Here is a 12,518-nt window from a genome sequence, read left to right as displayed (position 1 = left end):
CAATGCCCTATCAGGCGTTGAGCCAGCACTTGGACAGTGCGTAGCCGCCCATCATCTCCTGGTTGCCGTCATCGACCCAGCCTCCGACCTTGGCGCTGGTGGCGTCGATGAAGTCGTTGAACATCGGCGTGATGACGCCGCCTTCGTCGCGCACGATCTGGCCCATGTCGGCATAGATCTTCTTGCGCTTCTCCGGGTCGAGTTCCGAACGGGCGGCAAACAGCATCTTGTCGAAGTCCTCGCGCTGGAAGCGCGTGTCGTTCCACTCGGCCTTCGAATAATAGGCGGTCGAGTACATCTGGTCCTGCGTCGGGCGCCCGCCCCAGTAGGAGGCCGAGAAGGGCTGCTTGTTCCAGACTTCCGACCAGTAGCCGTCGCCGGGCTCGCGCTTGACCTCGAGCGTGATGCCGGCCTTGGCGGCACTCTGCTGGTAGAGCTGGGCGGCATCGACAGCACCTGGGAAGGCGACGTCGGAGGTGCGCAGCAACACCGAGCCGGAATGGCCCGACTTCTTGTAGTGGAAGGCGGCCTTGTCCGGATCGAACTTGCGCTGTTCCATTTCGGTGAACAGCGGATAGGCCTTGTTGATCGGCGTGTCGTTGCCGACCGAGCCATAGCCCATCAGGATCTTCTGCAGCATCTCCTCGCGGTCGAGCGCGTATTTCAGCGCCAATCTGAGATCATTGTTGTCGAAGGGAGCGGTGTTGCAGTGGGCGATGAAGACGTAGTGGCCGCGGCCGGCGACGTTGCGGATGACTACGCCCGGCACGCGCTTGATCAGCTCGACGATCTTCGGCTCGACACGATTGATGATGTCGACCTGCCCGCCCTGAAGTGCTGACGTACGGGCGGTGGCATCGTTGATGACGATGATCTCGATCTGGTCGGCAAAGCCGCGGTCGTCGCGCCAGTAGTTGGCGAACTTCTCGCCACCCAGCCGCACGCCGGCTTCGTTGACGGTGACCTTGTAAGGACCGGTGCCGATGCCGGCGTCTGGCTTGTCCTTGCCGCCGTTCGGCTGGATCATCAGGTGGTAGTCGTCGAGCAGGAACGGCAGGTCGGCGTTGGCGTCCTTGAGCTCGAAGACGACGTTCTGGCCGTCGGCCTTGACCGAGGCGATGCCGCCCATCAGGCCGAGCGCGCCGGACTTTGCCTTCTCGTCGGAGTGGCGCTCGATGGTGGCGACGACGTCTGCCGGCGTCATCTCCTGGCCGTTGTGGAACTGCACGCCCTTGCGGATCTTGAAGGTCCAGGTCTTGGCGTCGTCGGACGCGCCCCATTCCTCGGCCAGTGCCGGCTTGGGCTCGCCCTCAGCCGAGATCTGCACCAGCTGCTCGCCCCACTGGCGACCGAAGAAATAAGGCACCTGGCTCGACCAGGATGCCGGGTCGAGGCTGTCGGTGGCTGCACCACCCTGCATGCCGGCGCGCAGGATGCCGCCTTTGACGGGCCCCTCGGCCCTGGCGGCGCTGGCCAGCAACGAGTTTGCGAAGGTTGCCGCGACGCCCAGGGCCGCAGCGCGGCCCAGGAAATCGCGACGGTTCAATTTGCCCGCAGCGACTAGGCGGCTCAGATATTCCAGTTCATTCGACATTGGAAAGGCTCCTCACTCTGGCGGTCGTTATTGCTCGACTTCTGGTGGCAATATTGACCGTAACGTAAGGTCATCAGCAAGGCCGAATGCGACATCGAGTGGCGCAATCTCCATGTCGCAATTGGACTAAGCCGCTTTCGTGTCAGATGTGGCCACGCGCGATGATTTCGTCGAAATCACGCTCGAAGACGAGCTTGTCGCCTTCATAGGCCTCGATGCGACCCGTCAACTGGAAGTTTTGGCCGTCGGAACGCATTGTCGTGAAAGTTTCCGTCCGGATGGCCCAGTCGTTTCTCGACAAAGTCTGCGTCCAGTGGGTTTCGCCATGGGCAGAAAGCGGGTTGGACGGGTCGATTGTCCAGTGCTCGCGGGCGACATCGCCGATGACAAGGCCATGGTCGGAATCGCGAATTTCGCCGAAGTCGTCGACGATGTTCAAGGTCACCTTGCCGTTGGCACGTTCGACCGTGCGGCTGTTCGAGCTCTCGCGCAACGTCTCGGTCTGCCAGGGCGTTGCGCCTTCGGGCTCCTCGAATGTCCATTCGTCGCCGTCGCCCGATGGACGCACCGGCAGCTCGATTGCGCCGTCATGCAGCGTCAGCGTCACGTCCTCAGGCGACGGCCAGACCAGTGGCCAGTAGGTCGAGGAAATGGCGACACGCAGCCTGTTGCCTGGCAGCACGCGGTAGGCGATGTCGTCGAGCTTGACGGTGATCTCCATCGTCTCGCCTGGCACAACGTCGTCGGGGAGTTCGTGGCTGTTACGGTGGCAGAGGTTGAGCACGCCATAGGTGATGCGCGTCGAGGCGCCATCAGGCTGGACGTCGCAGAGGCGCACCGCAACCATCGCCCGGCTGCGGTTGGCGGCGAGCTTCAGCCTTATGACCGGGGCACCGACAATGTCGAGCGGAGTGTCGAGCACGGCGCCGTCGAAGCAAGCCGACTTGCCGTCGTCGACGCGCTGGTCGCCCGGCAGTTCCGGCCCGAGCCAGATGGCGCAATATTCACCGCCATCCATGCCGCAGTCCTGGGGCGAGTTGATCGTCAGGTTCTCCGTCAGCGTGGCAGTTTCCGACAGTTGCCCATTGCTGCCGAGCTTGAGCTGCCTGGCGGTAATGCCGGGCGACGGCCACTGCTGTTCCGCAATCCAGCGGCCCGGTCGTTCGAGATACCAGTCGCGCGGCGGCTCAGAATCCATGACGTAGAGCCGCATCGCTGGGTCGTCCTCGACGCCGGTGTCGATGCCCTTGAGCCAGTGGTCCCACCAGCGCAGCGCTTCCTGCAGAAAGCCGATGGCCGGCTTCGGCACAGCGAAATGCGGGTATTTGTGGATCCAGGGGCCGACGATGCCCTTGACCGGCGCCTGCACGCCTTCGACCAGTCGAGACACCGCATTCTTGTAGGCGTCGCCCCAGCCGCCAATGGCCAGCACCGCCGCCTTGATCGAGGCGAAATTTTCATTGACCGAGCCGCGCTTCCAGTAGGCGTCGCGGGTCTGATGCTTCAGCCAGACTGCCGGCAGGAACGGCTCGTGCTCCAGCCGGTCGAGCCACATTTCGCGCCAGGCGTCGCCGACCAGTGCAGGATCCGGCGGCCTGGAGGAGTAGGACAGCATGGTGGCGCCCCAGCCCATGTTTTCGTTGAGCAGCAGGCCGCCCTTGTAGTGGATGTCGTCGGCGTAGCGGTCGTCGGTCGAGCACAGCGTGATGATGGCCTTCAGCGCCTTTGGCTGCTTGGCCGCCACCTGCAGGCCGTTGAAGCCGCCCCAGGAAATGCCCATCATGCCGACCTTGCCGTTGCACCATGGCTGGGCCGCCGCCCAGGCGATGACGTCGCAAGCGTCCTGCCACTCCTGCTCGGTGTATTCGTCCTCCATCAGGCCTTCGGAATCGCCGTTGCCGCGCATGTCGACGCGGATCGAGGCGTAGCCATGGCCGGCGAAATAGGGATGGGTCAGGCAGTCGCGCGTCGTCGTGCCGTCGCGCTTGCGGTAGGGTAGGTGCTCGAGGATGGCGGGCACCGGGTTCTGGTCGGCATCGGCCGGCATCCACACCCGTGCCGACAGCCGGCAGCCATCGGGCATGACGATGCCCATGTCGGGAAACTCAACGATGTCGCGCGGAAATTCGGTGATGGTTTTCATGCTAGGCTCCCTGCGCCATCAGTACGACGCAGGGTGGCTGAAGCAAGAGTTATGCGTGGGCCAGCGAACGGAATTCACTGGCCAATTCGCGTCAGTTCAGCGGGATGTCGTTGTCGCCCTTGCTCTCCTGGTAGGTCTCCGACATCTCGTCATAGCGCTTCGAGATTTTGGCGACGCGCTCCTCCAGCCGTTTGCGGTCGGCTTCGGGCAGTTCGCGCACCAGCTTGCGTAGCGAAAAGCTCTTCCAGTAGGCGTTTTCGGCGTTGTAGCCGCCTGGCTCCAGCGTGAAGACCTCTTTCAGGATCTTGAGGTCATGCGGGATGGCGAAGCTGTCGCGCGAATCCTCGTGGCTGAAGAGATAGTAGAAATTGTCGAAGCCGGCCCAGGTGATCGCCGACAGGCACAGCGAGCAGGGCTCGTGGGTCGACAGGAAGATCAGGTCCTTGGTGTCGGCGCGGGTTGCCTTGGGCATCTCGTAGAAACGCTTCAGGCAATGCATCTCGCCGTGCCAGAGCGGGTTTTCGAGCTCGTTGTTGGTCTCGGCAATGACCAGCGAGCGGTCGTCCTTGGCGAGCAAAGCGGCACCGAACAGCTTGTTGCCTTTCGTCACGCCTTCGGCGGTCTTGGGCACGATGTCGTGTTCGATGACGTCGAAGAGGCGTTCGATCAGGGAAAGTTCGGCCATGGTGTCAGAAGCCTTCCGGGAGGACGATTTCGTAAGGGTGCGAGAAATGGAACTCTTCGAGATTGGGGCCTGTGCCGCCACGATCGACGACGACGAAATCCTGGCTTTCGCCGATCGGCGTCAGCACGCCGTGCCAGAGATTGCGCGGGTAGTTGACGCCCTGGCCGGGTGCGGTGATGAAGGCATGTGGCTCGCCTGGGCCGTCGCCGATGTCATGGCAGACGACGACGAGATAGGGGCGCGGGGTCAGCGGAATGAAGGCCTGGCTGCCGAAGGGATGACGCTCGACCATCGAGAGCTTCAAGGGGAAGTCGTAGGGCGTTCCCTTGAAGATGTTGATGATGACGTGGCCATCGGGGCCGGCGGCCTCGGCGCGGGCGAGCGCATGGTAGCGCTCGCATTTGCCTGCGTTGATCGGGTAATGCGTGTCGCAGTTGGTGTCGATCACCTCGCCGAATTCGGCGAAGTTCTCCCGCGTCAGCGGCTTGGCGACGATCCGCTTCATCTCACCCGACATGGCTTAGTCCTCAGCGGCGGCGCGTGGCGTTGAAGGCGCCGAGCTGCATGTGGCGGTTGACGTCCTTGTAGAGCAGGTAGCGGAACTTGCTGGGGCCACCGGCATAACATGCCTGCGGGCAGAAGGCGCGAAGCCACATGAAGTCGCCAGCCTCGACCTCGACCCAGTCGTTGTTCAGACGGTAGACCGCCTTACCTTCGAGCACATAGAGGCCGTGCTCCATGACGTGGGTTTCGGGGAAGGGGATGATGCCGCCCGGCTCGAAGGTCACCACGGTGACATGCATGTCGTGGCGCAGGTCGTTGGGGTCGACGAAGCGCGTGGTCGCCCAAGCGCCGTTGGTGTCAGGCATCGGGTTGGGCGCGATGTCGTTGTCGTTGAGGAACAGCGGCTCGGGCGCATCGAGGCCGTCGACATATTCATAGGCCTTGCGGATCCAGTGGAAACGCGTGGTTTCCGAACCGGTGTTGCGCATGGTCCAGCCGCTCGCCGGCGGCAAATAAGCATAGCCGCCCGGCGTGAGCACATGGCTCTTGCCCGCGATCGTGACCGTCACTTCGCCTTCGACGACGAAGAACACGCCTTCCGCGCCCGCGTCCGGCTCCGGCCGTTCGCTGCCGCCGCCCGGCTGCACTTCCATGATGTATTGCGAGAAGGTCTCTGCGAAGCCCGACAGCGGTCGCGCGATGACCCAGACCCGCGTCTTGTCCCAGTGGGGCAGGAAGCTGGTGACGATGTCCGAAAACTCGCGCTTCGGGATCACCGCATAGGCCTCGGTGAAGACGGCGCGGTCGGTGATCAGGTCGGTCTGGGGCGGCAAGCCGCCTTTCGGAGCGTAGTAGGAGCGGTTTGCCATGGTCTCTTAGCTTGGAAGGAGGTCGTGAAGTCGGTACCAGGCGATGCGTTCCACCTGCTTGCAGGCGGTCAGGAACTCCTGGTCGCGGTTGTTGGCGATGCGGGTCTCGAATGCCTTGAGGATGCTCGCCTTGTCATTGTCGCGCACGGCGATGATGAAGGGGAAGCCGAATTTCTCGACATAGGCCGTGTTGAGTTCGGTGAAGCGGGTGCGCTCGGCGTCGGTCAGCGCGTCGAGGCCGGCGGAGGCCTGCTCCTTGGTCGACTCCTCGGTCAGGCGCTTGGCCTGGGCCAGCTTGCCGGCGAGGTCGGGGTGGGCGGTCAAAACACCGAGCCGCTCCGTCTCGCTCGCCGAGCGGAAGGCGCGGGAGAGCGCATTGTGCACACCACCGGCGCTGTCATGCGCTGGTCCGAGCTCGAATTCGAAGGCACGCTCGGCGATCCAGGGCGAATGTTCGAAGATCGAGCCGAAACGCTGGACGAATTCCTGGCGCTCCATGCGCGAGGGACGCAGCTCCTGCGGCTGGTAGGGGTGGGTGTCGCGCCAATGCTGGGCGATGTCCTGACGGCGAGCCAGCCAGACCTTGTCGTGGCCCTGCACATATTCGATGAAGCGGCGAAGTGCTTCCGCGCGGCCGGGACGGCCGACGAGGCGGCAGTGCAGGCCGATGCTCATCATGCGCGGCAGGCCGGCGGCACCTTCGCGGTACAGCGTGTCGAAGCTGTCCTTGAGATAGGCGTAGAACTGGTCGCCCGAATTGAACCCTTGCGCGGTCGCAAAACGCATGTCGTTGGCGTCGAGCGTGTAGGGGATCACCAGCTGCGGCGAAATCGCGTTGCCGTGGCCGTCATGGTCGAGCCAGTAGGGCAGCTCGTCGTCATAGGTGTCGGAAATCCACTCGAAACCGCCTTCGGCAGCGGCAAGGCGCACCGAATAGACCGAGGTGCGGCCGAGATAGAGGCCCTTGGGGCGTTCGCCGACGACTTCGGTGTGCAGGCGGATGGCTTCGATCAGGTCGGCTCGCTCGTCGGCTTCGGCGTGATCGCGGTAGTCGATCCAGCGCAGGCCATGTGAGGCGATTTCCCAGTCGGCGTCCTGCATCGCCGCGACATGGTCGGGCGAGCGTGCAAGGGCGGTCGCCACGCCATAGACGGTCACTGGCACATTGGCTTCGGTGAACATGCGGTGGAGCCGCCAGAAGCCGGCGCGGGCGCCGTATTCATAGATCGATTCCATGTTCCAGTGGCGCTTGCCCGGCCATTGGGCCGCGCCGACCACCTCCGACAGGAACGCTTCCGAAGCGGCGTCGCCATGCAGGATGTTGTTTTCGCCACCCTCTTCGTAGTTGACTACGAACTGCACGCAAACATTCGCGTTGCCAGGCCATTGCGGGTGGGGTGGGTTTGCGCCGTAGCCGCGCATATCTCTTACGTAACGCATGTTCCCTCAAAACCGGATTCTTGCCGGGCACTTGAGCAGAATAGCGAAAGGTGTGTCAGACATTCCCTCGAAAAATTTTGAAAGTCTTTTTGTAGTGCTCTGCTCGACCACACCTTATGCAATGGCCTTAAATGGCGCAAAATCTATATCGATGGCGTTCAGCGCCAATAGGGAGAGCGAATGACAAAGGCCGAAGGCGGACGCCTCACCACCCATGTCCTTGATACTGCTACCGGAAAGCCTGCCGAAGGCCTGGCGATCTCGCTGTTCCGGATCGAAGGCGACGCGCGCACGCTGCTGAAGAAGGTCGCCACAAATTCCGACGGCCGCTGCGATGCGCCATTGCTCGCCGGCGACGAGTTCGTGACCGGCGAATACGAACTGATCTTCGCTGCCGGCGATTATCTCCGCGGTCTGGGCACCGACCTGCCGAAGCCGGCCTTCCTCGACATCGTGCCGATCCGCTTTGGCATGGCCGAGCGGACGCATTATCATGTGCCTCTGTTGATCTCACCCTTCGGCTATTCCACCTATAGGGGGAGCTGAGCCATGGCGACGGTCAAGACACGCAACCACATCCGCTTCATCCTCAACGGCGAGGATGTCGTGCTGGGCAATGTCGCGCCTGATTCCACGCTGCTCGACTACCTCCGTCTCCAGCGCACGCTGCGCGGCACCAAGGAAGGTTGCGCCGAAGGGGACTGCGGCGCCTGCACGGTGCTGGTCGGGCGGCTCTCCGGCGGCAAGCTGGTCTATGAAAGCGTCAATGCCTGCATCCGCTTCATGGGCTCGCTCGATGGCTGCCATGTCGTGACAGTCGAACATCTCGCCGGTGGCGGCGACAAGCTGCATCCAGTGCAGCAGGCGATGGTCGATTTCCACGGTTCGCAATGCGGCTTCTGCACGCCGGGCTTCGTCATGTCGCTCTACGGGCTGTGGATGAAATCGCCGGAACCGTCGGACGCCGAGATCGAAAAGTCGCTGCAGGGCAATCTCTGCCGTTGCACCGGCTACGAGGCGATCATGCGCGCAGCGCGTGCCATTTCCGACTACGGCAAGGCCACCAAGGACCCGCTGCTGGTTGAGCGCAAGGCGATCACAGCGCGGCTCGAGGCCTTCCGGGACGGCATCCGTGTCGAGGTTGGCGAGGGCAAGGACCGCTTCGTCATCCCGGCCAGCGTCGATGATCTCGCCGATGTGCTCGAAGCCGAGCCGACCGCAACCGTGGTTGCCGGCTCGACCGACGTCGGCCTCTGGGTCACCAAGCACATGCGCAAGATCGCGCCGGTCGTCTTCATCGCCAACATCGAGGGGCTGCAGGGCCTGTCGCACGACAAGGGCGTCATCACGATCGGCGCCGGCGTCACCTACACCGAAGCCTTCGAGACGCTGTCGAAGCACATTCCGGCGCTGGGCCCGCTCATCGACCGCATCGGTGGCGAGCAGGTGCGCAACATGGGCACCATCGGCGGCAACATCGCCAACGGCTCGCCGATCGGCGACACGCCGCCGCCGCTGATCGCGCTCGGTGCGACGCTCACGCTGCGCAAGGGCAAGACGCGCCGGACGATTTCGCTGCAGGACTTCTTCATCGCCTATGGCAAGCAGGACCGCGCGCCTGGCGAGTTCGTCGAGGCGGTGCATGTGCCGGTGCCGGCGAAGGGCGTGCATTTCGCCGTCCACAAGATCACCAAGCGCCGCGACGAGGACATCACCGCAACACTCGGCGCCTTCTGGCTGAGCCTTGCCAAGGATGGCACCGTCGCCGAAGTCCGTATCGCCTATGGCGGAATGGCGGCGACGCCGAAGCGCGCCAGCGCTGTCGAGGCGGCTCTCGTCGGCCAGCCTTGGACCGAAGCAACGGTCGAGGCGGCAATGGCGAAATATGCCGAAGACTTCACGCCGCTGACCGACATGCGCGCCACCGCGGAATACCGCGCGCTGGCAGCGAAGAACCTGCTGTTGCGTTTCTACATGGAAACGACAGGCACCAAGGCACCGTTGACGGTGTCGAGATACGAGGCTGCGTGACATGACCCAGCATCAACCGAACCTCAAGGCCGCCAAGATCTCCGGCGGCGTGCACACCGACCAGCGCCACGACTCCGCCCACAAGCATGTCGCCGGCGAGGCCGTCTATATCGACGACATGCCGGAACCGGCAGGCACGCTGCATATCGGCCTCGGCCTGTCCAACGTCGCCCATGGCACGCTGAAATCGGTCGACCTCGCGGCTGTTCGCGCAGCTCCCGGCGTCGTCGACGTTCTGACCTATGCCGACGTGCCGGGCGAGAACGACGTGTCGCCGAGCGGTATGCATGACGACCCGGTCCTTGCCGAGGGCAAGGTCCAGTTCCATGGCCAGCCGATCTTCGCCGTCGTCGCCACGACTCGCGAGCAGGCCCGCCAGGCCGCGCGCCTCGGCAAGATCGAATATGAAGAGTTGCCGGCTGTCCTCAGCATCTGGGATCTCGATCCCGAAAACGACAAGCAGGTCACCACGCCGCTGACGCTCAACCGCGGCGACGCGGCGGCAGCGATCGCCGCTGCTCCGCGCCGGGTTAAGGGACGGATGAAGCTTGGCGGCCAGGACCATTTCTATCTCGAGGGCCAGGTGTCGCTGGCGGTGCCCGGCGAGGATGACGAGGTCACCATCTATTGCTCGACGCAAGGACCGAGCGAGACCCAGCACCTCGTCTCCCACGTACTCGGCGTGCCGAGCCACGCGGTGCAGGTCGAGGTACGTCGCATGGGCGGCGGTTTCGGCGGCAAGGAAACCCAGGCCAACCAGTGCGCCGCGATCGCAGCGATCGCGGCCAAGAAGCACAAGCGCGCCGTCAAGGTCCGCCTCGACCGCGACGAGGACATGACCGCAACCGGCAAGCGCCACGACTTCGCCATCGATTACGAGGTCGGTTTCGACGACGAGGGCCGCATCCTTGGCGTCGACTACATGTTCGCGCTCAATGCCGGCTTCTCGGCCGATCTTTCGGGACCGGTGGGCGACCGTGCGCTGTTCCATTGCGACAACGCCTATTTCTATCCGAACGTGCATGCCAAGTCGGCGCCGCTCTACACCAACACGGTGTCGAACACGGCGTTCCGCGGCTTCGGCGGCCCGCAGGGCATGGTCGGGGCCGAACGCGTCATCGACGAGGTCGCCTTTGCCGTCGGCAAGGACTCGCTCGAAATCCGCAAGCTGAACTTCTACGACCCGATGGGCACCCCAGGTGAGCGTAACCTCACGCCGTATCACCAGAAGGTCGAGGACTGCATCATCCAGCGCATCGTCGCCGAGCTCGAGGAAAGCGCGCAGTATGCCCGCCGCCGCCGCGAGATCGCGGCGTTCAACGCCAACAGCCGCTTCGTCAAGCGCGGCCTGGCGATGACGCCGGTCAAGTTCGGCATCTCGTTCACCAAGACCGAGTCCAACCAGGCCGGCGCGCTTGTGCATGTCTATTCCGACGGCTCGGTGCACATGAACCATGGCGGCACCGAGATGGGGCAGGGCCTGCATCTCAAGGTGGCGCAGGTGGTGGCGGAAGAGTTTCAGATCGACCTCGACCGGGTGAAGATCACCGCGACCACCACCGCCAAGGTGCCGAACACCGCGCCGACGGCAGCGTCGTCGGGCGCGGACCTCAATGGCATGGCGGCGCAGGACGCGGCACGCCAGATTCGCAAGCGGCTGACCGACTTCGCCGCCGAGAAGTACCAGGTGCCAGCGGATCAGGTGGTCTTCCTGCCCAACCGCGTGCGTGTCGGCAACCAGGAGATTGCGTTCAACGATCTGGTCAAGCAGGCCTATCTCAACCGCATCCAGCTTTCGGCGGCCGGCCACTACAAGACGCCGAAGATCCACTGGGATCGAGCCAAGGGCAGGGGCCACGCCTTCTACTACTACGCCTATGGCGCGGCCTGTGCCGAGGTTTCGGTCGACGTGTTGACCGGCGAGTATGTCGTCGAGCGCGCCGACATCCTGCACGACACCGGCCGTTCGCTGAACCGGGCCATCGACATCGGCCAGGTCGAGGGCGGCTTCATCCAGGGCATGGGCTGGCTGACCACGGAAGAGCTGTGGTGGGATGGCAAGGGCCGGCTGCGCACGCATGCGCCGTCGACCTACAAGATTCCGCTCGCTTCGGACCGGCCCAAGGTCTTCAACGTCGCGCTGACCGACTGGTCCGAGGCCTATGAGCCGACGATCCATCGCTCGAAGGCAGTTGGCGAGCCGCCGCTGCCGCACGGCATGGCGGTGCTGCACGCGCTGTCGGATGCGGTGGCGAGCGTTGCCGACCACAAGATCTGTCCGCGTCTCGACGCTCCGGCCACACCCGAGCGCGTGCTGATGGCGATCGAACGCCTCCGGGCCGAGGCGGCCCAGGCGAAGTGACCGCGACCGCCAAGAGCCTGCGGGCCTTCCTCGGCGCAGCGCCTGCGGTAGCGCTGGTCGAGGTGGCCGAGGCCAAGGGCTCGACCCCGCGCGAAAAAGGCGCGTGGATGCTGGTGTCGCCGCAGCGCATCTTCGGCACCATCGGCGGCGGCCAGCTTGAATTCATGGCGATCGACACGGCCCGTGCGATGCTTGCCGGTTCGTCCAAGCGCAGTACTGTCATGGAGCACGTCACCGGCGATCCCGTCCCGGCGCGCTATCTCGACCATGCCAATGAAACCAAGGACAGCCTCACTCTCGACATTCCGCTCGGCCCAGAGATCGGTCAGTGCTGCGGCGGGCGCGTCGAGGTCGCCGTCAGGAATGTCGACGACGCGATGCGCGCCGATCTTCTGGCCAGCGCCGAGGCATCCGACGCGGCGCGTCCGCATGTCTATGTCTTCGGCGGCGGCCATGTAGGCCACGCACTCGCATCGGCCTTTGCGCTGCTGCCGCTCAATGTCGTCGTTGTCGAGACTCGCTCCGATGCGCTCGAAGGCATGCCCGACAATGTTGTGACGCGGCTGACGCCAATGCCCGAGGAGATGGTGCGCGAGGCGCCGGCGGGTGCAGCCTTCGTCGTGCTGACGCATGACCACGCGCTCGATTTCCTGATCGTCGCCGAGGCGCTGAAGCGCGACGACACCGGCTATGTCGGCATGATCGGCTCCAAGACCAAGAAGGCCACGTTCAAGAGCTGGTTCCTCAAGACTGCTGGTGGCAGCGACGGGCAGTTCGCGGGACTGATCTGCCCGATCGGCGGCGACGCCGTGAAGGACAAACGCCCCGCCGTCATTGCCGCGCTCGCCGCGGCCGAGATCATGACCGCGCTGGTTCTCCGGGCGAAGTGA

General features: G+C 64.1%; 10 protein-coding genes. 4 read left to right on the top strand and 6 right to left on the bottom strand.

Annotation, left to right across the window (positions count from 1 at the left end; all coding sequences use genetic code 11):
* Nucleotides 1-10: 10 nt before the first annotated feature.
* The 6 genes from ACSQ3E_RS05495 to puuE form a co-directional block, all read right to left on the bottom strand.
* A complete protein-coding gene (locus ACSQ3E_RS05495) occupies nt 11-1,594 on the bottom strand; it encodes an ABC transporter substrate-binding protein (RefSeq protein WP_436121895.1) in 1,584 nt (527 codons plus the stop codon).
* A 142-nt stretch (nt 1,595-1,736) separates the two neighbouring features.
* Nucleotides 1,737-3,737: a CocE/NonD family hydrolase gene (locus tag ACSQ3E_RS05490; protein WP_436121894.1), complete on the bottom strand. Its 2,001-nt coding sequence runs from the start codon at nt 3,735-3,737 to the stop codon at nt 1,737-1,739.
* Nucleotides 3,738-3,828: 91 nt separating this feature from the next.
* Nucleotides 3,829-4,422 (bottom strand): nucleoside deaminase, encoded by a 594-nt coding sequence (locus tag ACSQ3E_RS05485; RefSeq protein ID WP_436121893.1) that lies wholly within the window; start codon nt 4,420-4,422, stop codon nt 3,829-3,831.
* A 4-nt stretch (nt 4,423-4,426) separates the two neighbouring features.
* On the bottom strand, nt 4,427-4,927 hold the full coding sequence (locus ACSQ3E_RS05480) for an ureidoglycolate lyase (protein ID WP_436121979.1): 501 nt from the start codon (nt 4,925-4,927) through the stop codon (nt 4,427-4,429).
* A 22-nt stretch (nt 4,928-4,949) separates the two neighbouring features.
* A complete protein-coding gene (locus ACSQ3E_RS05475) occupies nt 4,950-5,795 on the bottom strand; it encodes a bifunctional allantoicase/(S)-ureidoglycine aminohydrolase (protein ID WP_436121892.1) in 846 nt (281 codons plus the stop codon).
* A 6-nt stretch (nt 5,796-5,801) separates the two neighbouring features.
* Complete coding sequence (gene puuE / locus ACSQ3E_RS05470) at nt 5,802-7,235, bottom strand: allantoinase PuuE (RefSeq protein ID WP_436121891.1); 1,434 nt, start codon at nt 7,233-7,235, stop codon at nt 5,802-5,804.
* Between the two features lie 180 nt (nt 7,236-7,415).
* Between puuE and uraH the strand changes: the two genes are divergently transcribed.
* From uraH to xdhC, 4 genes are read left to right on the top strand one after another with little or no spacing between them, the layout of a single operon-like run.
* Nucleotides 7,416-7,781, top strand: a complete 366-nt coding sequence (gene uraH, locus ACSQ3E_RS05465; RefSeq protein WP_436121890.1) for a hydroxyisourate hydrolase — start codon at nt 7,416-7,418, stop codon at nt 7,779-7,781.
* A 3-nt stretch (nt 7,782-7,784) separates the two neighbouring features.
* Nucleotides 7,785-9,266 carry a xanthine dehydrogenase small subunit gene (gene xdhA, locus ACSQ3E_RS05460; RefSeq protein WP_436121889.1) on the top strand — a complete coding sequence of 494 codons (1,482 nt, stop codon included), beginning with the start codon at nt 7,785-7,787 and terminating at the stop codon, nt 9,264-9,266.
* Between the two features lies 1 nt (nt 9,267).
* Nucleotides 9,268-11,628, top strand: a complete 2,361-nt coding sequence (gene xdhB, locus ACSQ3E_RS05455) for a xanthine dehydrogenase molybdopterin binding subunit (protein ID WP_436121888.1) — start codon at nt 9,268-9,270, stop codon at nt 11,626-11,628.
* Complete coding sequence (gene xdhC / locus ACSQ3E_RS05450; protein ID WP_436121887.1) at nt 11,625-12,518, top strand: xanthine dehydrogenase accessory protein XdhC; 894 nt, start codon at nt 11,625-11,627, stop codon at nt 12,516-12,518. The genes xdhB and xdhC overlap by 4 nt, the downstream gene beginning before the upstream one ends.

Source organism: Aminobacter sp. LjRoot7 (assembly GCF_964252895.1).
Classification (GTDB): domain Bacteria; phylum Pseudomonadota; class Alphaproteobacteria; order Rhizobiales; family Rhizobiaceae; genus Aminobacter; species Aminobacter aminovorans_B.
Note: the sequence above shows the minus strand (reverse complement) of the source record. Positions and strands in the feature narration are given on the sequence as shown.